A 23,711-nucleotide genomic window follows, 5' to 3' on the forward strand; every position below is an offset into this window, starting at 1 on the left:
ATCTCAAGCGCTGTCACGCGCTCGCCTTCGGCAGCGTCAACACCACCGCAAACCCTTCCCCATCGATGCGCTCGAAGGCCATTTGGCCGCCATGCGCGCGCATCACTTCGGCCACCATCGCCAGCCCCAGACTCGCGCCTTCGCGGCCATCGGCACGTGACGAAAACGGCGTGCGTACGCGCTGCCACTCCGTCTCGGGAATGCCCGGACCATCGTCGAAGAAACGCAGGCGCCATTGATCGCCATCGTCAGTCACGTCCACGTACAGCCGATGCGGCGCGCCGTACGCGAGCGCGTTGACCAGCACGTTCTTGATCGCCTCGCGCAAGCTCAGCGCATCGCCCACGATCATCGCCGGTACGCTTGCACCCGCCGAGGTTTCAGGCATTTGCAGCGAGAAATCGATATCGCGATCAGCATACGACAGCGTCTCGCGCATCGCATCCTGCAACAGCTCGCCCAGATCGACAGGCACCGGCGCCACGCTATCGGCGCGGTGCTGCACCATCGCATGATTGATCAACTGATGAATGAGCCCGCCCAAGCCGCGCGCCTGTTTCTGAATGCGGGCGATGTGCGACTGGCGAGCGGTTTCGTCATCGGTTTGTGTGAGCATTTCCGCTTGCGCAGTGAGCGCAGTCACAGGCGTTCGCAACTGATGCGCCGCGTCGCCGATCACACGCCGCATCAGCGCACGCGAGGTCGCCAGCCGCTGCATGAAGTCGTTGATCGCGCCGACTAATGCGAGCGTTTCTGCGGGTGCCGTGACCGCCAACGGCACGAGATCGTTTGAGTCTCGCTCGCGAATCGCCGCCTCGATCTGCTTGAGCGGTGCGAGCGCCTGACGCAGCGTCCATAGCGCCGCGAGCAACGTCAACACCCCGGTGGCAATCGTGATCAGCAGTGTGTTGTCCGCGAGATTTCGCGTGAATCTCACACGCGCGTTCTGCGTGTGCGCCATCGCCACGACCGCCCACGGATGCGCTGCCGCCACCGGCATGCGCCGCCCCACGATGGCGATGCGAATCGGCATCTCCTGATACGTGCCGTCGACCACGATGGGGCCCTCGGCGAGCTTGTCCCACGGAATCGGCGGACGGAATTCCGAATCGCCCGCGACCGAGCGCCCGTTGGGATCGAGCACGGTATAGAAAATCTGGTCACCGGGGGCGAGTGCCGAGAACGCCGCGAGCGGCACGTCGACGTTCACTTCGCCGTTCTGATACCACGTGTTTTCCGCGACCTGAAGCGCACTGCCGAGCAGCCACCGGTCATACGCACGATCGACCGCCGCGCGCGTGGAGAACCAGATACCGAGCAGCACCGCCGCCACCGCGAGCGCCAGCACGACGCCCATCCGGACGACGAGCCGGAGATACAGTGACCGGCCGGGAACGATCATGACAGCACGAGTTGGTAGCCCAGCCCGCGCAACGTGCGAATCTGGAATTGCGCAGCAGCGAGCTTCTTGCGCAGGCGCGCGACGTACTGTTCGAGCGCGTTGGCATTCGGCGGCGATTCGTCACCGTAAAGACGATCCATCAGCTCGTCTTTGCCGAAGATGCGCCCGGGACGCGCGGCGAGAATTTCGAGCAACGTCACTTCGCGACGCGTGAGTTCAACTGGCAGTCCGTCGATTTCCACACCGCGACTCTTGCGATCGAGCGTCAGATTTGCGCAGGCGAGTTGATTGGTCGCGTCCTGCCCGGTGCGACGCATGAGCGCACGCACGCGCGCTTCCAATTCGCGGAAATCGAAGGGTTTGGTGAGATAGTCGTCCGCACCGAGATCGAGTGCGCGCACGCGTTCTTCGATTTCGGCACACGCGGTGAGCATCAGCACGCGCGTGGACAGCCCGCGTTCGCGCACACGCCGAAGCAGCTCCAATCCGTCGACGTGCGGCAGCATCACGTCGAGAATCAGCAGATCGTAATCGTCACCGATGCGCGCCGCCGCCGAGGCGCCGTCCGTCTCGCAGTCGAGCGCGTGTCCGAGCCGCCGCAACTGCGTGGCAATCGCTTCCGCCACATCGACGGTGTCTTCCACCAGCATGATGCGCATGGTTACAAAGTCTCCTTTTCTGACTTGGAGCGCGATGGACACAGGGTTTATCCCACCCCCTGCACACCGCATCCTGTCAGCTTCGTTACAGCTTCGCTGCTTAGTATCGGAGCCGATTATAAGAGCATCAATCAGGAGACAGGCAATGCCCAACAACCCCCATCCGGCCGCCGGGCCGGTGCCGGCTGGCGCGCAGCCGTTGCTGGAAATCGATCAGGTCACGCTTCAGTACAAGACCGACGACTACCTCGTGACCGCCGCCCAGCAAGTCAGCTTCAACGTGTACCCCGGCGACCGGTTCGTGTTGCTCGGGCCGTCCGGTTGCGGCAAATCGACCCTGCTCAAGGCCATCGGCGGCTATCTGCCCCCCGTGAATGGCGAAATTCGCCTGAAGGGCCGCACGGTCACCGAGCCGGGCCCGGACCGCATGATGGTGTTTCAGGAGTTCGATCAATTGCTGCCGTGGAAGACGGTGCGCCAGAACGTCGAATTCGCCCTCACCGCCAGCGGCCGTCTGAAAGGCCGCGAAGCCGCCGATCGCGCCGCGCATTACATCGAGAAAGTCGGGCTGGCCAAGTTCATCGACAGCTATCCGCACACGCTCTCGGGCGGCATGAAGCAGCGCGTCTCGATTGCACGCGGCATGGCCATGGAGCCGGACGTGCTGCTCATGGACGAGCCGTTCGCCGCACTCGACGCGCTCACCCGCCGCAAGATGCAGGACGAACTGCTGCGCCTGTGGGACGACACGCGCTTCACCGTGCTGTTCGTCACACACGGTATCGATGAAGCCATTCGCATCGGCACGCGCATTCTGCTGCTCTCGCCGCACCCGGGACAGGTCAAGGCCGAACTCAACAGCATCGCCCCCGAGCAACTGGGCACCGCCCATCAGAGCGCGCTCGAAACGCGTATCGACCAACTGCTGTTCGCGGCGCACTGAGGAGATTTCCATGACAACGTTGCAACCCGTGCAAGCTGCGCCGGCGGCGTCCTCTGCTGAGGCCATCAAATCCGGCATCCAGCCCGTGTTCCGCCCGGAATTCGTACTGGAGCCGGTGCCTGCCGAACTCTCGTCGATTCAGCGCCCGCTCTCCACGTTCGAGACGCTGTACCGCCTGAGCTGGCTGCGCAAGACCGTCATCCTGCTGGTGCTGGCGCTGATCTGGGAAATCTACGGCCGCTGGCTCGATAACGCGCTGCTGTTCCCGAGCTTCACCGATACGCTGGAAGCCTTCGTCGGCGGCATCACGAGCGGCGTGCTGCTGTTGCGCGCCGTCGTCTCGCTCAAGACCCTGCTGATCGGCTACGGCATCGGCATCGCGCTGGCCGCGATACTCACTACGGTGGCCATCAGTTCGAAGATCGGTAACGACTTGCTCGAAACCCTCACGGCCATGTTCAACCCGCTGCCCGCGATTGCGCTGCTGCCGCTCGCGCTCATCTGGTTCGGTCTGGGCAACGGCAGCGTGATTTTCGTGCTGGTGCACTCGGTGCTGTGGGCCGTGGCGCTCAACACGCACAGCGGCTTTCGCGGCGTGTCGAAGACGCTGCGCATGGTCGGCCAGAACTACGGGCTCAAACGCTTTGCGCTGGTGCAGCACGTGCTGATTCCGGCCGCGTTCCCGAGCATTCTCACCGGCTTGAAAGTGGGCTGGGCGTTTGCGTGGCGCACGCTGATCGCCGCCGAACTCGTGTTCGGGGTGTCGTCGGGGTCGGGCGGCCTCGGCTGGTACATCTTCGAGAACCGCAATTCGCTGGAGACGGCCAACGTGTTTGCCGGCCTGTTCTTTGTGATTCTGATTGGTCTGGCGGTAGAGAACCTGCTGTTTGCGCGCATCGAGAAGCGCACGCTGCACCGCTGGGGCATGCAGCACTGATTGAGCGACTGACTGATTGACAAGTACCGCGCCTGCGCTTGATTTACTGGCGGAGGCGTGAATAATTCCAACGATCCGGAGACAAGCACACCATGAATCGACGTCATTTCACGCGCTGGGTCAGCACCCTCGCGCTGGCCGCCACGACGGCACTTTCCACCGTCGGCAATCTGGCCCATGCCGAAGCCAGCACTGTGCGCCTCTCGCACGGTTACGGCATTCTCTACCTGCCGCTGATGGTCATGCGCGACCAGCATCTCGTCGAGAAGCACGCGAAGGCCCTGGGGCTGGGTGACGTGAAAACCACGTGGACGATCCTCGACGGCGGCAACGTGATCAACGACGCCATGCTCGCCGGCAACCTCGACGTGGCAGGTACGGGCGCGCCCGGCTTCATCACGCTGTGGTCGAAGGCGCACGGCATTCCGCGCTCGGAAGTGATCGGTCTCTCGGCGCTGTCGACCGGCCCGCTCTGGCTGAACACGAACAACCCGAACATCAAGTCGCTCAAGGACTTCACGTCGAAGGACAAGATCGCGATTCCGGGCATCAAGACCTCGCTCTCCGCCGTGCTGCTGCAAATGGCCGTGGCGAAGACGTTCGGCATCGAGAACTATGCGAAGCTCGACCCGCAGACGGTCAGCCTGAGCCATCCGGAAGCCGTGAGCGCCCTGCTCTCAGGCAAGACGGAAATCACGGCGCACTTCACGTCGCCGCCGTTCTCGTATCAGGAACTGAAGGATCCGCGCATCAAGCGCGTGCTCAACTCGACGGACGTGCTCGGCAACATCACGATTGACGTGGTGTTCGCGCCGAAGCAGTTCACGGTGCAGAATCCGAAGCTGGTGCAGGCCATCCTCGCCGCACAGGAAGAAGCGGCCGCCTATATCGCGAAGGATCACGTGGGCGCCGCGCAGACCTTCCTGCGCGTGTCGAAGATGAACCTGCCGCAAGCCGAAATCGAGCAGATGATTGCCGACCCCGGCCTGCAATTCACCACGACGCCCAACGGCCTGATGCAATACGTGGAGTTCATGGGCCGCGCCGGCACGATCAAGACGCGCCCGACGAAGTGGAGCGACCTGTTCGTGCCGCAGATCGCGTCGCGTCAGGGCAGCTGAACGACTGCGGGCACTGCACCGCGCAGTGCATTGCACACGACGATGGCCTGCGCACTCAGCAGGTCATCGCGTGTAATCACCGCTTCGACTGCGTTGAATGCGCGGTCTTCGAGCAACACACTTCGCATCACCCCGGGCAGCACACCGCACGCAAGCGGCGGTGTCACCCACTGACCACCCAGCTTGACGAACACACTGCTTCGTCCGCCTTCGGTCAACTCTCCCCGGTCATTGAAGAACAGGGTGTCGAACGCGCCGTTGGCTTCGGCGTGCTTCCACGCGGCGTCGTAACGCTCGCGCACGGTGGTCTTGTGACGCAGAAACAGATCGTCGGCGCGCGTCGTATTGGTGGCATCAGTGGCATCGGCCAGCAGCACTTTCACGGTGCGAGGAAGTGGCGTCAGCACGCCATGCGTGATGGCCGGCGTGCCGTCATGCGAGATCGCCAGACGCACGCGATGCATGCCGTCTTCCGACAACGTCTTCACCACATCGCCCAGTTGCGTGCGCAGTGCGGCTTCGTCGAAACGGAAGCCAAAGTAGTGCGCTGACTTGGCAATACGCGCGAGATGACGATCGAGATGTGCGATGCCCTTGTCGCGAGTCGCCTGCATCGTCTCGAAGATCGCGAAGCCGGGATCGAGCGCGGTCAGAAAACGCGCCTTGAGTTTGCACTCCTCCCACTCTTCGTCCGCTTTGCTGTCGAGCACGATGCCCGCGCCGACGCCAAGCCGCCCGCGACGCAGACCGTCCGTGCGTGGCGATTCGAGTTCGAGCGTGCGAATCGCGACCGACAGGCAGAAGTCGCCCAGTTCGCCGGGCGCATCCTCCCGCGCGTCGAGCCAGCCGATGGCGCCGGTATAGAGGCCACGCGGAGACGATTCCAGCTCGCCGATCAACTGCATCGTGCGATGTTTTGGCGCGCCCGTGATCGAGCCGCACGGATACAGCGCGCGCAGCACCGCGTGAAATGGGGTCTGCTCGGGCAATGTGGCGGTGACCGTAGAGGTCATCTGCAACACGCTTGCGAAGCGCGTGACTTCGAACAGCTTCGGCACCTTGACCGTGCCGGGCACGGCGATGCGGCCAAGATCGTTGCGCAGCAAGTCCACGATCATCAGATTCTCGGCGCGGTTCTTCTCGTCGGCGGCCAACGCTGCGCTGAGTTCGGTATCTCTCGCGACATCGCCCGAGGCGGGCGCCGTGCCCTTCATCGGCTTGGCTTCGAGTTGTCCGCGCGAATGGCGCAGGAATAGCTCGGGCGACAGCGAAAGAATCGCCCGGCCGGCCACGTTACGCGCGCCGGGCAGCACCACCAGCGCGCCGTACGGCACCGGCTGACGCGCACGCAGGCGGCGATACAACGCGACCGGCGAGCCGAAGGCGTCGAAGTTCAGGCGATACGTGTAGTTGATCTGGTAGCACTCGCCCTGCGAGAGCCAGTCGTGAATGCGAGCGATGGCGTCGTCGAAGGCGGGTTCGCTGACATCGCGCTGAAGTGCGGCGACACCGGCAATGCCTGCATTTCCGGCATTACCCGCGACGTTGGCCTCCGGCGCATCGTCCTGCGCCGCCAGCCAAGCCTGCGTCTGTGCCGCATCGAGCTTCTGCAAATCCCGGAACAGCAGCGCCCGAAACTGCCCGGGGGCACGGCGTGTGGCCACGGTATGCACACCGGCCAGACGCACGCCGAATTCGTAGTCAGCCAGCAGCACGGCGTGCAGGCCGTGACGCGTGGCGTCTTCAATCTCGCGTAGCGCGTCGGAAAGCACACCGGGCTCGTCGCAAGTTACCTCGCGTACGAGCCCGGTATACAGACGCGCCCCGCCGGCCGGGTCCGCACTGTCGTCCAACAGTGCAAACGCGGCCAAGGGCGCTTCAATAGCCATGAAATTACTCGAAGAACTGCTTCACACGGTCGAACCAGCCCTTGGTCTGCGGGCTGTGACGTGCACCGCCTTCCTTGAGCGACGCGTCGAAGTCGCGCAGCATCTGCTTCTGCTTATCGTCGAGCTTGACCGGCGTTTCCACCTGCACATGCACGTACAGATCGCCCGGATAGCTTGCGCGCAGCCCCTTGATGCCCTTGCCGCGCAGGCGGAACGTCTTGCCCGTCTGCGTGCCTTCGGGCACTTCGAAGGTGGCCTTGCCGTGCAGCGTCGGGGCGTCGATGTCGCCGCCCAGTGCTGCCGTCGCGTACGAAATCGGCATCTGGCAGTGCAGATCGTCGCCGTCGCGCTCGAACACGTTGTGCGCCTTGATGTGGATTTCCACATACAGGTCGCCCGCAGGACCGCCGTTCACACCCGGCTCACCGTTGCCCGATGAGCGAATGCGCATGCCGTCTTCGATACCCGCCGGAATCTTGATTTCCAGCGTCTTGGTCTTCTTGAGCTTGCCCGAGCCATGGCAGTTGGTGCAGGGCTCAGGAATGTACGAGCCCGTGCCGTGGCACTTCGGGCAGGTCTGCTGAATGCTGAAGAAACCTTGCGACATGCGCACCGAACCCGAGCCGTTACAGGTCGGGCAGGTTTCGGGCTTGGTGCCCGGCTTGGCGCCGTTGCCGTGGCAGACTTCGCACTCTTCCCAGCTCGGCACGCGAATCTGCGTGTCGAAACCGTTGGCGGCCTGCTCCAGCGTAATTTCCATGTTGTAGCGCAGGTCGGCACCGCGATACACCTGCGGACCCCCACGGCCACCGCCACGGCCGCCACCGGGGCCGCCCTGACCGAAGATGTCGCCGAAGATGTCGCCGAACGCGTCGGCGAAGCCACCGTAGCCCTGACCGCCTGCACCGCCGAAGCCGCCCATATTCGGGTCGACGCCTGCGTGACCGTACTGGTCGTACGCTGCGCGCTTCTCCGGCTCGGAGAGCATCTCGTAGGCCTCTTTGACTTCCTTGAACTTCTCTTCGGCGTCCTTGCTGTCCGGATTGCGGTCCGGATGGTACTTCATCGCCAGCTTGCGATATGCCTTCTTGATTTCGTCGCCGTCGGCGTTCTTGGCGACGCCAAGGACTTCGTAGTAATCACGTTTGGCCATAACTCTTTCCAATGTTGGCGCATGTCGCCATCAGGCAAAAAGCCGGGTCGAGATTCTCCGTACGGAGAACTTCGATACCCGGCCCATACGCACGACACCGGCAGACTCCTGCCTGTGCCGCGCGCCATGCACGCTTTACTTCTTGTCGTTGACTTCCTTCACTTCGGCGTCAACCACGTTGTCGTCATGCGGCTTGCCTTGCTCGGCACCGGCAGCACCTGCGGCGCCTGCCTGAGCCTGCATGTCGGCGTACATCTTTTCGCCGAGCTTCTGGCTCGCGGTACCCAGCGCTTCGACCTTGGCATCGATATCTGCCTTGTCCGAACCACGCAGTGCGCCTTCGAGTGCCGTGATGGCCGACTCGATCGCTTCTTTTTCCGAAGCCTCGATCTTGTCGCCGTACTCGGTCAGCGCCTTGCGCGTGCTGTGCACCAGCGCGTCGCCCTGGTTACGGGAGTCCGCCAGTTCGCGAGCCTTCTTGTCTTCTTCGGCGTTCAGCTCGGCGTCCTTGACCATCTTCTCGATCTCGGCGTCCGACAGACCCGAGTTCGCCTTGATGACGATCTTGTTTTCCTTGCCGGTGGCCTTGTCCTTGGCGCCCACGTGCAAAATGCCGTTGGCGTCGATGTCGAAAGTCACTTCGATCTGCGGCGTGCCACGGGCGGCCGGCGGAATGCCTTCGAGGTTGAACTCGCCCAGCGACTTGTTGCCGGCGGCCATCTCGCGCTCACCCTGATACACCTTGATCGTCACGGCCGGCTGATTGTCGTCAGCCGTCGAGAACACTTGCGAGTGCTTCGTCGGGATCGTGGTGTTCTTCGTGATCATCTTGGTCATCACGCCGCCCAGCGTTTCGATACCCAGCGACAGCGGGGTCACGTCGAGCAGCAGCACGTCCTTGCGATCGCCCGAGAGCACCGAACCTTGAATCGAGGCACCTGCGGCCACGGCTTCGTCCGGGTTCACGTCCTTGCGCGGTTCCTTGCCGAAGAACTCCTTCACCTTGTCCTGCACCTTCGGCATACGGGTCATACCACCGACGAGAATCACGTCGTCGATGTCGCTCACCTTCACGCCGGCATCCTTGATGGCCAGACGGCAGGGCTCGATCGTGCGTTCGATCAGCTCTTCGACCAGCGCTTCGAGCTTGGCGCGCGTGATCTTCAGGTTCAAGTGCTTCGGACCCGAGGCGTCAGCCGTGATGTACGGCAGGTTGATTTCGGTCTGCTGGGCCGACGACAGTTCGATCTTGGCCTTTTCAGCCGCTTCCTTCAGGCGTTGCAGCGCCAGCACGTCCTTCGACAGATCGACGCCTTGTTCTTTCTTGAACTCGCCGATGATGTAGTCGATGATGCGTTGGTCGAAGTCTTCGCCGCCCAGGAACGTGTCGCCGTTGGTCGACAGCACTTCGAACTGGTGCTCGCCGTCCACGTCGGCAATTTCGATGATCGAGATGTCGAACGTGCCGCCACCCAGGTCATACACGGCAATCTTGCGGTCGCCGCCTTCTTTCTTGTCCAGACCGAAAGCCAGTGCGGCGGCGGTCGGCTCGTTGATGATGCGCTTGACTTCCAGACCGGCGATGCGGCCTGCGTCCTTGGTAGCTTGGCGCTGGCTGTCGTTGAAGTACGCCGGCACCGTGATCACGGCTTCCGTGACCGGCTCGCCCAGATAGTCTTCGGCGGTCTTCTTCATCTTGCGCAGCACTTCGGCGGAAACCTGCGGCGGGGCCAGTTTCTGGTCGCGCGCTTCCACCCATGCATCGCCGTTGTCGGCCTTGACGATCTTGTAGGGCATCAGGCCGATGTCCTTCTGCACTTCTTTTTCTTCGAAACGGCGGCCGATCAGGCGCTTCACCGCGTACAGCGTGTTACGCGGGTTGGTCACTGCCTGGCGCTTGGCCGGCGCGCCGACCAGAATCTCGCCGTCTTCGACATAGGCGATGATCGACGGCGTGGTGCGAGCACCTTCCGCGTTTTCAATGATCTTGACCTGATTGCCTTCCATCACGGCCACGCACGAGTTCGTGGTGCCCAAGTCGATACCGATAATCTTGCCCATAAAATTTCTCCTAGCGTCCTTTGCGTCTTTCCGTCAGGCCTGTGGCCCGTTCAATTCATTGATCTGCACGACATATGGGTGCCGCGCGGTGCTTTTCAAGACCCTTCTTGCGGTCCGGTTTTGCCCCCGGCCGCCGCGATCTTCTCGCGGGCGGCGGCTACCGCCAGCCGGAACTGGGGCAAGCCCTGCCAGCCGGTCGCCCGGCCCAGTTTCTTACCGTGATGGAAGAAGAAAAACGTCGGCACCCCGTGCAGCGCGAAACGCCGGCCCAGCGCCATATCGGCATACACATTGGCGTGAAACCAGCGCAAATCCAGCGCTTCGATGGCTTCACGCTGCGACAGCATGGTTTTCTTGGCGACTTCGCAGTTAAAGCAGTCGACGCCCCAGAAAAACACCACGGCGAGTCCGTCGCCCGCCGCCAGCAAGCCCTCGTCGAACGTCGCCGCCGTCAGCTCGCGCATCGAGAATGCCTCGAAAGCCGTGCCGTCTACGCCGCGCATGCCCGTAAGATCGCTTGCCATGATGTCGTTGTTGCCGAATTTGCCGCTGATCCGCTGATCGTCTACGGGCACCGTGTTGCCATGCCCGCGCCGTACCGCCCATCCTGAAAAAACCAAAGCTTGCCATGATGTCATGACAAGCTCGGTCATTCTGGATGCCTTCCTGCCGGTGCTGCTCGTTTTTTGAGCAGCTTTCCGGTTAATTGCAGTCCTGCTTACTGCTTGCCGCCCGCCTTACTTGGCGGCAGCCACGGTCACCAGCGCCGGGCGCAGCACGCGCTCGGAAATCAGGTAACCCTTCTGGAGCACTTGCACGACGGTGTTCGGCTCCTGATCGGCCGGCACCATCGAAATGGCCTGATGCTGATGCGGGTCGAACTTGGCGCCCGCCGGGTCGATCACGCTGACCCGGCCGCGCTCCAGCGCCGCCAACAGTTGGCGCAGCGTCAGTTGCACGCCTTCTTGCAGCTTGGTCACGTCGCCGCTGGTGTCGGCGGCAGCGGCTTCCAGGCTGTCGATGACCGGCAACAGGTTCTCGGCGAAGGATTCCACGGCAAACTTGTGGGCCTTGGTCACGTCTTCCTGCGACCGGCGGCGGATGTTCTCGGTCTCGGCGCGCGCGCGCAGGAGCTGGTCACGCAGATCAGCCGCTTCGGCCTGTGCGGCAAGCAGCAGTGCCTCGACCGAGGGCAGCGCGTCGGTCGCGCCCGCAGCATCGGTCGGGGCCGCGTCGGCCTGGGACGGAATCGGCTGGTCGGGAGTGTTTTGCTGTTCAGTCATGAGAATGAGTCGTCAAAAGGTTCTTGCAGCGCACCACGACGATGCGCCACCGGTTCAAATCCCTTTGGATAGTAGGGGCGTTCACACCGATTTCAAGAGTGGGCGGGCATTCTGTGCCCCGTGTCGGTGCGCGCGGCGTGCCGAAAAATATCCGGTTACACGCGTTACGAGTCCTCTATTGTATCGGCCGTTGCTGCGACCTAACATGAATTACGGTCCAGTCAGAATTTGTGCCGATTTCTGGACCCGGCCGCTCGCCGGACACCCCCCGTCCCGTTGAGCGTTATGTAGCGTTAGGAGCGCATCATGAAGCTGCCACTGGCTGTCGTCTTCATCCTTGCGTTGGTGACGATGGTAACGATTACGATCTGCCTGTCCGGTGCAGTCACCCGGCGCGACACCGAATATGGTGGCGTGCGCGCGGTGCTGAACCACTATGTCGACATGCCGGGCGTGCCAGCCCATCAGTCTTCGAACGGATTGCCCACACGCTGATCCCAGTCTGACCGGACCACGCTGGACGCCCCGTTAGCCGTCGATTTTCCGGACTTGCCTGTCTCACCGTCTTACCGTTTTCCCGACTGCCCTGGTTCATTTCCGCTCCCTCTCGTCCGCCGCCGCGCATTTCGCCGGCGGCGGCGTTCATTCGGGCATTGAAAACACGGAAACGGATCAGTCGCCCAATCCGCCGATGCGGCGGCGGTCACGCTTGGTCGGGCGGCCGTGCATCTGCGCCGCAGGCTCCTGAAACAGTTGCCGGCGCTCACTTTCTTCAGCACGCGCACGAATACTGGCTTCGGTTTCCTCGTAGAGCGACTGGGCGATGGGCGCGGAGCCGCGTACCTCGGCAATCGCCTTGATACGGACCTCCCAACGCGTGCTGCCGTTATCGACCGACAGGATGTCACCGGGACGCACGTCGCGCGCCGGTTTCACGCGCCCTTCGTTGCACAGCACGCGACCGCGATCCACCGCCTGCGTGGCGAGCGAACGGGTCTTGAAGAAGCGTGCCGCCCACAGCCATTTGTCGATACGCGTGGCGGCGTGGGCAGAATCGTCGACCTTCACCGTCATGCGCGCGCTCCGGGGTTGGCCGCCGCATTCGCTTCGTCGAATGCCGCCACGGCCGCGACCTGACGCGCCCGTGTGGACGCGGCAGCGGCAACGGCGGCGTCCGCCTGCCCTTCAGGGGACAGCACCGGCCAGCCTTGCAGATTGCGCGCGGCAATCTCGCCAAGCGCCGTAATCCATGCGCTCGCGCCGTTCAGGCAGGGAATGAAGTGGAATGCCTTGCCGCCCGCCGCCTCGTAGATGTGGCGGCCTTCCATATTGATTTCTTCCAGCGTTTCGAGACAGTCGGACGTGAAGCCCGGGCAGAACACGTCCACGCGCGGCGTGCCGCCACGGCCCAGCTCTTCGAGCGTCGGCGCCGTGTACGGCTGAAGCCATTCGGCCTTGCCAAAGCGCGACTGGAACGTGAGACGGCAGGTGGTCTCGTCGAGTCCGAGCGCCGCCGCCAGCAGGCGCGCGGTCTTCACACACTGATCGTGGTACGGGTCGCCCAGATCGAGCGTGCGGCGCGGCACGCCGTGAAAACTCAGCAGCAGACGCTCGCCAGCGGCGAAGTCGGGGCGTCCGTGCTGCTGCCAGTAGCCTTCCACTTGCTGGCGCAGTGCCTCGATATAGGCGGGATGGTCGTGATAGTCGCGCACCGTGCGCACGTCGGGCTGGTTGCGCAGGCGTGCCAGCACGCGGTACACCGCGTCGGTGGCCGTCGCCGTCGTGCTGCTCGAATACTGCGGATATAGCGGCAGCAGCAAAATGCGCTCGACGCCGTTCTGACGCAGCGCGCGAATACGGTCCGGAATCGACGGATTGCCGTACCGCATGGCGTAGTCGACGATCACGTCGTAATCGTTCGCGTGCAGCAGATTGCGCAGCGCGGTGGTCTGATGCTCGGTGTTGACCTTGAGCGGCGAGCCCTCGCGCGTCCAGACCGTGGCGTACTTCTGCGCCGACTGGCGCGAGCGGAACGGCAGGATCACGAGACGCAGCAGCGGCTGCCAGATGAGCGGGGGAATTTCCACCACGCGCGGGTCAGACAAAAACTCGCGCAGGTATCGGCGCACGGCCGCCGGACGCGGCTCGTCGGGGGTGCCGAGGTTGATCAGCAGAACGGCGGTCTTGCCGGACTGGCCATGCGAAATAGGTTCGGGATCGAAGCGCATGAGGCGTACTTTACCGCAAACCGGGACGAAATCCGGTGCGGCAACAGGCGCCAGCCGCCGTCCCCGGTCATGCGGGACGGCGGCGGGACGTGCACCGGATCAGCCGTGCTGATGGTCGTCTTCGTGGGCCGGACGATGTTCGGCCCACGGGTGCTGGCCTTCATGCGCCGGCGCGTGCGCCTCGGGCTTGTTTTCCTTCGGAGCAGGTTTTGGCTGCGGATGCTCCTGCGGCTGTGGGCGCGGGGCCGGTTGCGGACGTTCCTGAGGTTGCGGGCGCTCTTGGGGCTGCGGACGTTCCTGAGGCTGCGGACGCGGTGCGGCCTGCGGGTGCTCCTGCGGTTGCGGTTGCGGACGCGGTTGCGGCTGCACGTGCTCCTGCGGTGCTTGCGGCGCCTGCGGCTGCACGCGAGGCTGCGGCTGCGCCGGTTGCTGGAACGGCTGCGGTTCCGGACGCTGCGCCTGCGGACGCGACTGATACTGCTGCGGGCGACGCGCTGCCTCGGCGTCATTGGGTTCCGGACGCTGCGGCTGGGCGGCCGGTGCTGTCGGCGCTGTCGGATTCTGACGGTGCATCTGCATGTCGCGCTGTGCCGCGTCATGTCCCGGCTGGCCCGGCTGCGCCGGTTGTGCCTGCTGTCCGCGCTGCCCCGGTTGCCCCGGTTGCCCCGGCTGTCCATTCACTTCGCCACGCACCGTGGGCTGTTCCGGACGGCCCGGCTGCCCCATCTGACCCGTTACACCGGGCGGATGCGGCACGCCGGGTTCGCCCGCGCGATTCGGCACGCCCGGCTGACCGGGGACACCCGGTACGCCGGGTTGGCCCGGTTGGCCCGGCACACCCGGCGCGCCATGCATCGCCGGCACGGCACCAGTGGCAGGCAGCGCACCGGTATGGTTCAGCGCGGGTTGGGCACCGTTCGGACCATTAGCACCGTTAGGACCGTTCTGCCCGATCGGCGCGCCCACTGGCCCGCGCGTCCCGACCACGGTCACGCGCGGCTGAACATGCGCTTGCGGTGCGGCAGCACCCGGACGGTTATTCGGTGTGAACGCCAGCGGCGTGCCGCCGGCATTGGGCACGGCATGCAGGTTGCTCGTCAGTTCACGCGACGCCACCGGACGCGTCACCGGCGCGCGCGTAGCCAGCACCGGGCGGTTGAATGCGGCCATCGGCGGCACCCCGGCGGCCGGGCGGCTGTTGCCCACCAGGCTCTGCTGCACCGGCGCAACGCCCGGTGTGTTGCCCACGCGCCAGTTCTGACCGGCACGCGGCGCCGCCAACGCCGTCGGCGCACCGACCGGGCGGCCCTGCACGAAGGCTTGTGCGGGCATGGTCGACACGGCACCGCGCACGTTGCGGTTCACGTAGATGTTGTTGATATTCGTAACGTTGTGGACGTTATTGATGTTGTTGATGTTGGTCGTACTGATCACCGTCGAACGATTGATGTTGGTGACGTACGACGAACTGGCGTGATACGCCGGGCGATACGGGTCGTGCGGTCCGAGTGCGAACCATGCCAGTCCGACGCCGCCCGCAGCAAACGCCACGCCCCACTGGTTGCCGCCGCTGCTGCCGCCGACCCAGCCGACGAGTGCCGGTGCATACACCGGACGCACGGCCACCGGACCCGGCACCCAGCACCAGCGCGTATCGACGTACGCCCAGCGGCCATAGTGATAAGGCGCGAAGCCCCACGGCGCTTCGTCCACCCACGTCCAGCCCCACGGGTCGACCCAGACCCAGTGCCCCGTGCGGTACGGCGCCCAGCCGGACGGCACGCTCGACGGCACCCACACGGCGCCGTAGGTCGACGTGTCTTGCCACGAGCCGTAATCGTCGAGGCTCTCAAAGCCGGTCATGTCGCGTGGCACATAGCGGGCGGAGACGGACGCGTCTTCGCGAGCATCGCGCTCGCGCACCCATTGATCGAACGCGTCTGCGGCCAACGGCCCGGTCGGTTGCTGCATGAGGTTTTGCCCGGTGAAGGCGACGCGCTGCCCCTGACGCAGCGGCACCGACGCGCCTTGTCCGTACACGGTGCCCGCGCCTTGCCACACGCTGACGGTGGTCACGCCATTCGGGTCGACGTCGATGCGGTACTCGCCCGCCTGCTGCGGCACGAAGGCGAGATTGGGCGTATCGATTTCGTAAGGCTGGTTGGGATCGTAGCTGCGCAGACGCAAGCCGACGGTGCCTTGCGTTACGTTCAGTTGCACATTCTGGTCGGTCACGGCCGACAACGTGACGCTAGTGGAGGCACCGATGCGCACTGCCGTGCCACCGACATGCATCTCGGCGCGGCTGTTGCGGTCGACCCAGACGGCGTCGCCGGTGGTGAGCGGCCGATTGCGGTCGGCATAACGCCAGTCGGTGGTACCGGCGGGCGCGTAGGTCACGGTGCCGTCGAACTCGCCGAGCCGCGCCACACGTCCGGGCGGGTCGGCGCTCTGGGCTTGTGCCAGCGCGGGGGCGACCAGCGCACCGATGGCGCCGAACATCAGCCCGGCGCCAACTAAGCGAACCACGGTCCGCCATGAATTCAGGGGTTTCATACCGACTCCCGGCCCTTCCGGCGGACCCGCATGCGTAGCGTGTGCCGCGTGCCGCCTTGTTGTTCTGTCCGAATCCTTCGGCGAGTCAACCAGCCCATTCACCCCGCCGTAAGTGACACCTTGAGCGTAAGCCTGCCGCTTGTGACAGCGTGTAAATGAATGCTACGGGGTTGTAACGCGAATTCGGCGGTACGACAGGTGAATACAGGTGAAGACACGGCAATAGACAGGCTGGCACCGGAATCTCGCGGGCCCCTCGGGCTCAATGCTGGCTGAGCGCGTTCGAGAGCAGCTTGGCCGTGATATCGACGATGGGAATCACGCGCTCGTAGGCCATGCGTGTCGGGCCGATCACGCCCAGCGTACCGACCACTTCACCGTCCACTTCGTACGGCGCGGTCACGACGGTCATCTCTTCGATGGGCACCAGACTCGACTCGCCGCCGATGAAGATCTGCACGCCCTGTGCGCGGCTCGATACGTCGAGCAGTTGCAGCAGGCCGGTCTTCGACTCGAACACGTCGAACAGCTTGCGCAGCCGTTCCATGCTGGACGACAAGTCTTCGACACCGAGCAAGTTACGCTCGCCCGAGATCAGCACGCTCTCTTCGCGCGTGGTATCGGCCATGGCGTCACTGCCGGCATCGACCGCCGCCTGCATCAGCGCACTCATGTCGGAACGCAGTGCATCGAGCTCGCCGCGCAAGTAAGCGCGCACATCGTCGAAGCTGTGACCGCCGAAATGGGCGTTCAGATAGTTGCCGGCTTCGACCAGTTGGGCGGGCGAGTAGTCTTTTTCGGTGAGGATGATGCGGTTCTGCACGTCGCCGTCGGGGGTGACGATGATGAGCAGCACGCGTTTTTCAGACAATCGCAGGAATTCGATCTGGCGGAAAACCTGACTGCGTCGCGGGGTCAGCACCACGCCCGCGAACTGCGACAGGTTGGACAGCACCTGCGCGGCAGACGCCACCAGTTGCTGCGGTCCGGCCGGTTGCAGGCGATTTTGCACCTGCGACGCGAGGCGATGCACGGCGTCTTCGAGCGGGCTCACGGAGAGCATGGTGTCGACGAAGAGGCGGTAGGCGCGCGGCGTGGGGATTCGACCGGCAGACGTATGGGGGCTGGCGACGAAGCCCAGCGCCTCAAGGTCGGCCATCACGTTGCGGATGGTCGCCGGAGAGAGATCGAGGCCTGAATAACGGGAAAGCGTGCGCGAACCGACCGGTTGGCCATCGGCGATGTACCGTTCGATCAGGGTTTTGAGGAGAGTCTGCGCACGTTGATCTAGCATGGCAAAAATTGTAACGCGAAACGTACGCACGCGGCGTTTGGCGCGCAGGCGTGTCGGCACAATGGCACAGCCTGACTTTGCGCGGCATACGCGATGGTTGCTGTCATCGACTTATGGTGTAATGGCGGCATGAAAACAGGGAGCCCTTTCAAGACCGTAGCGCTCGTCGGGAAGTACCATGCCGACGGCGTTGCCGAACCGTTGCTCACGCTCGCGGCATGCATTGCCCAGCGCGGGCATCACGTCGTCTTCGAGCGCGATACGGCGCATAACATCGGCGCCGGTGCCGACCCGTACGGCACGCTCGATATTCAGGAGATCGGCACGCAGACCGATGTCGCCGTCGTCGTGGGTGGCGACGGGACGATGCTCGGCGTCGGCCGTCAACTGGCCGCCTCAGGGGTGCCGCTGATCGGCGTGAACCACGGGCGCGTGGGTTTCATCACGGATATTCCGCTCGACGATATGCGTCAGGTGGTGCCGGCGATGCTCGAAGGTCATTTCGAAGCGGAGCAGCGCACGCTGCTCGCCGCACGCATCGACCGCGACGGGCAGACGCTTTTCGAGACGCTCGCGTTCAACGACGTCGTGGTGAACCGCTCGGGCATCTCGGGCATGGTGGAACTGCGCGTGGATGTGGACGGGCGCTTCATGTACAAGCAGCGCTCGGACGGCCTGATCGTCGCCACGCCGACCGGCTCGACGGCTTACGCGCTGTCGGCGTCGGGCCCGATCCTTCACCCGCGTCTCGGCGGTGTGGTGCTGGTGCCGATTGCGCCGCACGCGCTGTCGAACCGTCCGATCGTGCTGCCGGACTCCAGCGACATCGTGATCACGATCACGGGCGGACGCGAAGTCGGCGCGAATTTCGACATGCAGTCGTTTGCGGAACTACGTCAGGGCGACAAGATTCTCGTGAGCCGCTCGGAGCATCAGGTGACGTTCCTGCATCCGGTCGGCTACAACTATTACGCGACGCTGCGCCGCAAGCTGCACTGGAACGAACATATCTCGGACGAAGACGCGCCGCAAAACTGATTCTGCCTACACGCCACCTTACCCGGTGGCGTGTGTTTTTATGCGTACCGAGCGCAGGCCCGCATAAGCGCCAGCCCAACACCTACCCAACACCGACCCAACACCAGCCCTCCCGTTCGTCGCAAAGTCCCCTTATCATTGACGCTTCCCGCTGGCCCGCCGGGCCGGTGTCCGAACGTCAGGCACCCGATACCCCATGCTACGCAGTCTCTCGATTCGCGATTTTGTGATCGTCGATCGTCTCGATCTGGAATTCTCCGCCGGCTTTACGGTGTTCTCCGGCGAGACCGGCGCAGGCAAGTCGATTCTGATCGATGCCCTCGCGCTGGCCATGGGCGAGCGAGGCGACGCCAGCATGGTGCGCACGGGCCAGACGCGTGCGGACATCACGGCAGAATTTGCGGCGGATGCCGAAGCGCGCCCGGATCTGGAAGCGTGGCTGCAAGCGCAAGCGCTCACGCTGGAAGAACACGGCGGCGTGCTGTTGCGCCGCGTGCTGGATACGACCGGGCGTTCGCGCGCGTTCATCAACGGCACGCCCGCGACGCTCACGCAATTGCGCGAACTCGGCGAGATGCTGGTGGACATTCACGGCCAGCACGCGCACCAGCAATTGCTCCGCCCTGACGCGCAGCGCCGCCTGCTGGACTCGCACGCGGGTGCCACGGGGCTCGCGGCCGATACGGCAGCGGCACATAAGGAATGGCGCCGTCTGGTCAAGCGCTGTGAAGAAGCACAGGGCCGCGATCGCGAACTGCAACTGGAACGCGAACGTCTGGAATGGCAGACGGCCGAACTGGACAAGCTCGGCCCGCAGGAAGGGGAATGGGATGAGGTAAACGCGGAACATCGCCGCCTCTCTCACGCCGCGAGCCTGATCAACGGCGTGCAGAGCGCGCTCGATGCGCTGGCCGAAGCGGACGGGGCCATCGTCCCGTCGCTCGGGCACGTGGTGCATCAGATTCGCGAACTGGCAGAAATCGACACGGGGCTCGCCGACGCGCTCGCCGCACTGGAACCCGCCGAGATTCAACTGCGCGAAGCGGTGCATTCGCTTTCGCACTACGCGCAGCGCATCGATCTCGATCCGGAACGACTGGCTGTCGTGGAGCAACGTCTCGACGCACTGCATTCGGCAGCGCGCAAGTTCCGCGTGACGCCTGAGAACTTGCCCGCCGAACACGCGGCGCGCCGTGCGCAACTGGAAGAACTGACGGCGTCGCAAGACACGGCGGCGATGCAGGCCGCCACCGACGCGGCGCACGCGGCTTATCTCGAACTTGCCAAAGCGCTGTCGAAAGCCCGTGCGAAAGCCGCCGCCTCGCTGTCGCGCGAAGTCACCCGCGCGATGCAAGACCTGTCGATGCCCGGTGGACGCTTCGATGTGGCCATCACCCTCGCCGCCGAGCCGCAATCGTTCGGGCTGGAGACGGTGGAGTTTCTCGTGGCCGGTCACCCCGGTGTGCCGACGCGACCGCTCGCGAAAGTCGCTTCAGGCGGCGAACTGGCGCGTATCAGCCTCGCGCTGCAAGTCATCGCCAGCAGCGCAAGCCTCACGCCCACGCTGATCTTCGACGAAGTGGATTCGGGGATCGGTGGCGCCGTCGCCGAGGTGGTCGGACGCCTGCTGCGCGAACTCGGCCAAGGCCGCCAAGTGCTCTGCGTCACCCACCTGCCTCAAGTCGCCGCGCTCGGCCATCAACACCTGCGCGTGAAGAAACGCAGCGATGGCGATTCCACCATGAGCGAAATCGAACCGCTCAATCGCACGGAACGCGTCGAAGAAATCGCGCGCATGCTCGGGGGCGTTGAAATCACCGCGACGACCCGCAAGCACGCCCGGGAGATGCTGGCGCTTTAGTCCAAGCCCCCTCGCCCTCGCTGTGCCCCCGCCCTAATGAAAAACGCCGGGGCTCGCCCGGCGTCTTTCCCACCACTGTCGTTCAACTCACACCTGCGCCGCCATTAAACCGGCCCGGCGTCCGCGAACACCGAATCCCACAACGCCATGACGGCACTGCGCTCGGTCTCGATATCGACCGCCGGGACTCGCGCTGCCTCCACGCCGTCCAGCCGCAGTTTGTGCTGGCGCTTTCGATACGTCCGGTAAGCCGCTGCGGCATCGTCTGCCAACTTCGCATCGATCAGCCCCAACTGTGCCGCCTCGCGCAGCAACGCGATGTTGCCCGCGTTACGCAACAAGGCCGGATGGGCGCCGGAGTGCAGCAAGACCAGATACTGCACGGTGAACTCGATGTCCACCATGCCGCCACGGTCGTGCTTCAGATCGAATAGCTGCGTCGGGTTCGGATGCCCCTCCAACACCTTGCGGCGCATCGCCACAATCTCTTGTGCCAGCGGCAGTGCCTCGCGCGGTGTCGCCAATACTTGCTTGCGAATGTCCTCGAACGTCGCGCCAATCGCATCGTCGCCCGCACAGAACCTCGCCCGCGTCAGCGCCTGATGCTCCCAGACCCACGCGGTGTTCGCATTCCCCTCTCGGAACTGATACTGGCGGAAGCTCTCGATGTTGGTCACCAACAGCCCCGACAACCCATTGGGGCGCAGCCGCAAGTCCACATCGAACAACATGCCCGCGCCCGTGTGCGTGGTCAGCCACGTCACGAAGCGCCGCGCCAGTGCCGCGTATGCATCCGGTGCGCGATCGTCATCGTCGTCGTACAGGAAAATCAGATCGAGATCGGACGCGTAACCCAACTCCTTGCCACCCAGCTTGCCGTACGCAATCACGGAGAAACGAGGCACTTCGCGGTGACGCGTCGCCACGTGCGGCCATACGGTCGCAATCGTCACGTCGACGATCACATCGGCCAACTCGGACAACCGGTCGCCAATCGCCTCCACCGACAAGGTGCCCTGCAAATCGAGCAACAGAATGCGGAACACTTCGGCATGATGCGCACGCCGCAAGATATCCATCTGCACTTCGACATTGCCCACCGCGCCCGACGCATTCAGACTCAGCAACAACTGTGTCTTGAATGACGGCCAGTCGAACGGTGCCGCCAGTGCCTCGTCGTCGAGCAATTCATCCAGCAACTGCGGATGGCTGATGAGATAACCCGCCGCCCACCGCGAACCCGCCAGCACCTTGACCACGCGCTCAAGCGCACGCGGATACTCGGTCAGCAACGCCAGATAGGAACTGCGACGGCTGATGGTCGAGAGCAGGTCCAGCATCCGTCCCAACACGGCGTCGGCTTCTTTCGTGCCCGAGGCGCCTTCGACGGCACGCTGCACCAGTTGATCGAAGCGCCGCCGGCTGGTCTCGTTGAGCGCCTTGTATCGCGACGATGTCCACACGGCGCGCAAGCGATCCAGCGCGCCTTCGGCATCGCTGAAACCCAACTTCGTCAGTTGGTTGCCCAAGTCGCCGGTCTGCGCTTCATCCGCGAGACACTCGCTCCACAACTCAGGCGGACACTCGCAATCGCCCTCGCCTGCCGAACCGCCCTTCTGAGCGTTGGCGCCGGCCTTGTCGGCAAATATCTCGTCGAACTGCGCCGCGACAAACTCGCGATGCTCGTCGAGCACGGTCATGAACGCCGCCTCGTCGGGAAAACCCATCGCCCTCGCCACCGCGAGACGGTCGTCTCCGGGCGTGGGCAGGATGTGGGTCTGCGCGTCGTCGAGATACTGAATACGGTGCTCAAGCTTGCGCAGGAAGAGATACGCATTCGCCAGCGCATCGGCCACGCTCTGCGCCAGCCACCCACGCCGGGCGGCAACACCGAGCACCGCCAGCGTCGGGCGCACCCGCAACTCCGGCTCCTGCCCGCCGCGAATCAACTGGAAAACCTGCGCCGAGAATTCGACTTCGCGAATACCGCCGCGCCCCAGCTTGATGTCGTTGATGCGTGCGGGCTTGGCGCGCGCGCGGCGTTCGGCCTCATGGCGAATCTGTTCGTGCAACGCGCGAATGGCCCCGATCACGCCGTAATCGAGATAGCGACGAAACACGAAGGGCTGCACCAATGCCGACAGCAGCCGCTCGATTCGCTTGCCCGGCTCGCTCGCCACTTCGGAAACGAGACGGCCCTTGATCCACGCGTAGCGCTCCCACTCGCGGCCCTGCACGTAGAAATACTCTTCGAGCATCGGCAGACTGCACACGAGCGGTCCCGAATCGCCGTTCGGACGCAGCCGCATATCTACCCGGAATACATAACCGTCCGGCGTCAGTTCCGAAATCAGCCCGATCAGCTTGCGGCCGAGCTTGGTGAAAAATTCATGATTGGACAGCAGCCGCAGCCCGGTGGTGGTGCCGCCATCGGGCGCCGTGGTGTCGCCGTCGTCTTCATAAAGGAAGATCAGGTCGATGTCGGACGAGACATTCAACTCGCGCCCGCCCAGCTTGCCCATGCCGACCACGCCCAGCGTCTGGGGCTCGCCTTCAGTATTGCGCGGCACGCCGTGGATCGCTTCCAACTCGCGCGACAGCACGGCGATGCCTGCCTGCACGGCGAATTCGGCCAGCGCGGTCATGGCGCCGGTCACTTCGGCCAACTCGGCGCGCCCATCGAGGTCGCGCTGCATCACGGCGCACAAGGCTTCGACGCGCAACACGCGAAGCGCCCGCGTCAACCCGGCTTCGTCGATGCCGCTCACGCCGGACGGCTGGTCGGGCGGTGTGAGCGTCACGCCCGCAATGGCTTCGAAACGCCGCGCCAGCCAGCGCGCGTCGACGGGATGCTCACTCAACGCAGGCAACGCTTCGGCCAGCGCAGGGCGGCTCGCCAGCATGCGCGCGGCATAACGGGAGTAAGTCTGGATGTCAGTCTGAATTTCGGGTGAACTCACTGGCGGGGTTCCGGTCAGCAATGAGAATGGAGACACACGATGTCTGTCGGCAAGACAGAAACACACCCCCAGCCGGACGGCGAGCCCCGCGCAGCGAGGCTTTGCGGGCATGCGGCCGCATGTCGAAACGCGCTCGTACCGGGGCGTCGGACACCCTTTGCAGCACCTTGTGGATACCGCGCGGTGAACTTTCACGCACTTACGCGAGCTTTCGCCGGCTTACCCGCGTGAAATTAAACGGCGGAATACCTGTCTCTTTGTGCGACGGTCCGCCCGTCGAACGGCCATGGGCTTGTGTTACAGTCTTTGCCACAGAAACTACCACA

At 64.2% G+C, this 23,711-nt stretch carries 18 protein-coding genes; 6 read left to right on the forward strand and 12 right to left on the reverse strand.

The annotated features are described in order from the left end of the window. Nucleotides 1-13 precede the first annotated feature (13 nt). Both CDV46_RS10965 and CDV46_RS10970 read right to left on the reverse strand, forming a co-directional pair. Nucleotides 14-1,402 carry a sensor histidine kinase gene (locus CDV46_RS10965; protein ID WP_087722533.1) on the reverse strand — a complete coding sequence of 463 codons (1,389 nt, stop codon included), beginning with the start codon at nt 1,400-1,402 and terminating at the stop codon, nt 14-16. Further along, entirely contained in the window at nt 1,399-2,061 is a 663-nt protein-coding gene (locus CDV46_RS10970; protein ID WP_087691338.1) for a response regulator transcription factor, read from the reverse strand. Before CDV46_RS10970 ends, CDV46_RS10965 begins: the two co-directional genes overlap by 4 nt. Nucleotides 2,062-2,206: 145 nt before the next feature. On the opposite strand from CDV46_RS10970, the gene CDV46_RS10975 reads away from it, so the two are divergent. The 3 genes from CDV46_RS10975 to CDV46_RS10985 all read left to right on the forward strand — a co-directional run bounded on the left by CDV46_RS10975 (nt 2,207) and on the right by CDV46_RS10985 (nt 5,062). Beyond that, nucleotides 2,207-3,004 carry an ABC transporter ATP-binding protein gene (locus CDV46_RS10975; protein ID WP_058375861.1) on the forward strand — a complete coding sequence of 266 codons (798 nt, stop codon included), beginning with the start codon at nt 2,207-2,209 and terminating at the stop codon, nt 3,002-3,004. 4 nt (nt 3,005-3,008) lie between these two features. After that, nucleotides 3,009-3,941, forward strand: coding sequence for an ABC transporter permease (locus CDV46_RS10980; protein WP_441339328.1), 933 nt, complete (start codon nt 3,009-3,011; stop codon nt 3,939-3,941). A gap of 92 nt (nt 3,942-4,033) precedes the next feature. Beyond that, nucleotides 4,034-5,062: an ABC transporter substrate-binding protein gene (locus tag CDV46_RS10985; protein ID WP_087722534.1), complete on the forward strand. Its 1,029-nt coding sequence runs from the start codon at nt 4,034-4,036 to the stop codon at nt 5,060-5,062. Here the strand turns inward: CDV46_RS10985 and CDV46_RS10990 are convergent. The 5 genes from CDV46_RS10990 to grpE all read right to left on the reverse strand — a co-directional run bounded on the left by CDV46_RS10990 (nt 5,050) and on the right by grpE (nt 11,448). Further along, nucleotides 5,050-6,951: a chorismate-binding protein gene (locus CDV46_RS10990; RefSeq protein ID WP_176399056.1), complete on the reverse strand. Its 1,902-nt coding sequence runs from the start codon at nt 6,949-6,951 to the stop codon at nt 5,050-5,052. The two genes, CDV46_RS10985 and CDV46_RS10990, sit on opposite strands and share 13 nt — an antisense overlap. 4 nt (nt 6,952-6,955) lie before the next feature. After that, nucleotides 6,956-8,104 carry a molecular chaperone DnaJ gene (gene dnaJ, locus CDV46_RS10995; RefSeq protein ID WP_087691337.1) on the reverse strand — a complete coding sequence of 383 codons (1,149 nt, stop codon included), beginning with the start codon at nt 8,102-8,104 and terminating at the stop codon, nt 6,956-6,958. Between the two features lie 135 nt (nt 8,105-8,239). Continuing rightward, nucleotides 8,240-10,165, reverse strand: coding sequence for a molecular chaperone DnaK (gene dnaK, locus CDV46_RS11000; protein ID WP_087691336.1), 1,926 nt, complete (start codon nt 10,163-10,165; stop codon nt 8,240-8,242). Between the two features lie 95 nt (nt 10,166-10,260). Further along, the gene (locus CDV46_RS11005; protein WP_087691524.1) at nt 10,261-10,668 is read right to left on the reverse strand and encodes a thioredoxin family protein; all 408 of its coding nucleotides are present in this window, start codon (nt 10,666-10,668) and stop codon (nt 10,261-10,263) included. 234 nt (nt 10,669-10,902) lie between these two features. After that, nucleotides 10,903-11,448: a nucleotide exchange factor GrpE gene (grpE, locus tag CDV46_RS11010; protein ID WP_058375866.1), complete on the reverse strand. Its 546-nt coding sequence runs from the start codon at nt 11,446-11,448 to the stop codon at nt 10,903-10,905. A gap of 306 nt (nt 11,449-11,754) precedes the next feature. On the opposite strand from grpE, the gene CDV46_RS11015 reads away from it, so the two are divergent. Continuing rightward, nucleotides 11,755-11,943: a hypothetical protein gene (locus CDV46_RS11015; protein WP_306439732.1), complete on the forward strand. Its 189-nt coding sequence runs from the start codon at nt 11,755-11,757 to the stop codon at nt 11,941-11,943. Between the two features lie 177 nt (nt 11,944-12,120). On the opposite strand, the gene CDV46_RS11020 is transcribed toward CDV46_RS11015, so the two are convergent. The 4 genes from CDV46_RS11020 to hrcA form a co-directional block, all read right to left on the reverse strand. Continuing rightward, nucleotides 12,121-12,522: an RNA-binding S4 domain-containing protein gene (locus tag CDV46_RS11020; RefSeq protein ID WP_087691335.1), complete on the reverse strand. Its 402-nt coding sequence runs from the start codon at nt 12,520-12,522 to the stop codon at nt 12,121-12,123. After that, nucleotides 12,519-13,676, reverse strand: a complete 1,158-nt coding sequence (gene hemH, locus CDV46_RS11025; protein WP_087691334.1) for a ferrochelatase — start codon at nt 13,674-13,676, stop codon at nt 12,519-12,521. The genes CDV46_RS11020 and hemH overlap by 4 nt, the downstream gene beginning before the upstream one ends. Nucleotides 13,677-13,775: 99 nt before the next feature. Then, the gene (locus CDV46_RS27090; protein ID WP_176399057.1) at nt 13,776-16,232 is read right to left on the reverse strand and encodes a collagen-like triple helix repeat-containing protein; all 2,457 of its coding nucleotides are present in this window, start codon (nt 16,230-16,232) and stop codon (nt 13,776-13,778) included. Between the two features lie 262 nt (nt 16,233-16,494). Beyond that, nucleotides 16,495-17,526, reverse strand: a complete 1,032-nt coding sequence (gene hrcA, locus CDV46_RS11035; protein WP_058375870.1) for a heat-inducible transcriptional repressor HrcA — start codon at nt 17,524-17,526, stop codon at nt 16,495-16,497. A 93-nt stretch (nt 17,527-17,619) separates the two neighbouring features. On the opposite strand from hrcA, the gene CDV46_RS11040 reads away from it, so the two are divergent. Further along, nucleotides 17,620-18,564, forward strand: coding sequence for an NAD kinase (locus CDV46_RS11040; protein ID WP_058375871.1), 945 nt, complete (start codon nt 17,620-17,622; stop codon nt 18,562-18,564). A 196-nt stretch (nt 18,565-18,760) separates the two neighbouring features. After that, nucleotides 18,761-20,425 (forward strand): DNA repair protein RecN, encoded by a 1,665-nt coding sequence (gene recN, locus CDV46_RS11045; RefSeq protein ID WP_087691332.1) that lies wholly within the window; start codon nt 18,761-18,763, stop codon nt 20,423-20,425. A gap of 104 nt (nt 20,426-20,529) precedes the next feature. Here the strand turns inward: recN and glnE are convergent, their stop codons facing one another. Further along, nucleotides 20,530-23,328, reverse strand: a complete 2,799-nt coding sequence (gene glnE, locus CDV46_RS11050) for a bifunctional [glutamate--ammonia ligase]-adenylyl-L-tyrosine phosphorylase/[glutamate--ammonia-ligase] adenylyltransferase (RefSeq protein WP_441339329.1) — start codon at nt 23,326-23,328, stop codon at nt 20,530-20,532. Nucleotides 23,329-23,711: the final 383 nt, after the last annotated feature.

This window comes from Pandoraea sp. PE-S2T-3 (genome assembly GCF_002179965.1).
Taxonomy (GTDB): domain Bacteria; phylum Pseudomonadota; class Gammaproteobacteria; order Burkholderiales; family Burkholderiaceae; genus Pandoraea.

Coding starts and splice junctions, on each gene's coding strand:
- CDV46_RS10965 (WP_087722533.1), bottom strand. CDS start 1,402: ATGATCGTTCCCGGCCGGTCACTGTATCTCCGGCTCGTCGTCCGGATG.
- CDV46_RS10970 (WP_087691338.1), bottom strand. CDS start 2,061: ATGCGCATCATGCTGGTGGAAGACACCGTCGATGTGGCGGAAGCGATT.
- CDV46_RS10975 (WP_058375861.1), top strand. CDS start 2,207: ATGCCCAACAACCCCCATCCGGCCGCCGGGCCGGTGCCGGCTGGCGCG.
- CDV46_RS10985 (WP_087722534.1), top strand. CDS start 4,034: ATGAATCGACGTCATTTCACGCGCTGGGTCAGCACCCTCGCGCTGGCC.
- CDV46_RS10990 (WP_176399056.1), bottom strand. CDS start 6,951: ATGGCTATTGAAGCGCCCTTGGCCGCGTTTGCACTGTTGGACGACAGT.
- dnaJ (WP_087691337.1), bottom strand. CDS start 8,104: ATGGCCAAACGTGATTACTACGAAGTCCTTGGCGTCGCCAAGAACGCC.
- dnaK (WP_087691336.1), bottom strand. CDS start 10,165: ATGGGCAAGATTATCGGTATCGACTTGGGCACCACGAACTCGTGCGTG.
- CDV46_RS11005 (WP_087691524.1), bottom strand. CDS start 10,668: ATGCGCGGCGTAGACGGCACGGCTTTCGAGGCATTCTCGATGCGCGAG.
- grpE (WP_058375866.1), bottom strand. CDS start 11,448: ATGACTGAACAGCAAAACACTCCCGACCAGCCGATTCCGTCCCAGGCC.
- CDV46_RS11015 (WP_306439732.1), top strand. CDS start 11,755: ATGAAGCTGCCACTGGCTGTCGTCTTCATCCTTGCGTTGGTGACGATG.
- CDV46_RS11020 (WP_087691335.1), bottom strand. CDS start 12,522: ATGACGGTGAAGGTCGACGATTCTGCCCACGCCGCCACGCGTATCGAC.
- hemH (WP_087691334.1), bottom strand. CDS start 13,676: ATGCGCTTCGATCCCGAACCTATTTCGCATGGCCAGTCCGGCAAGACC.
- CDV46_RS27090 (WP_176399057.1), bottom strand. CDS start 16,232: ATGAAACCCCTGAATTCATGGCGGACCGTGGTTCGCTTAGTTGGCGCC.
- hrcA (WP_058375870.1), bottom strand. CDS start 17,526: ATGCTAGATCAACGTGCGCAGACTCTCCTCAAAACCCTGATCGAACGG.
- CDV46_RS11040 (WP_058375871.1), top strand. CDS start 17,620: ATGGTTGCTGTCATCGACTTATGGTGTAATGGCGGCATGAAAACAGGG.
- recN (WP_087691332.1), top strand. CDS start 18,761: ATGCTACGCAGTCTCTCGATTCGCGATTTTGTGATCGTCGATCGTCTC.
- glnE (WP_441339329.1), bottom strand. CDS start 23,328: ATGCTGGCGAGCCGCCCTGCGCTGGCCGAAGCGTTGCCTGCGTTGAGT.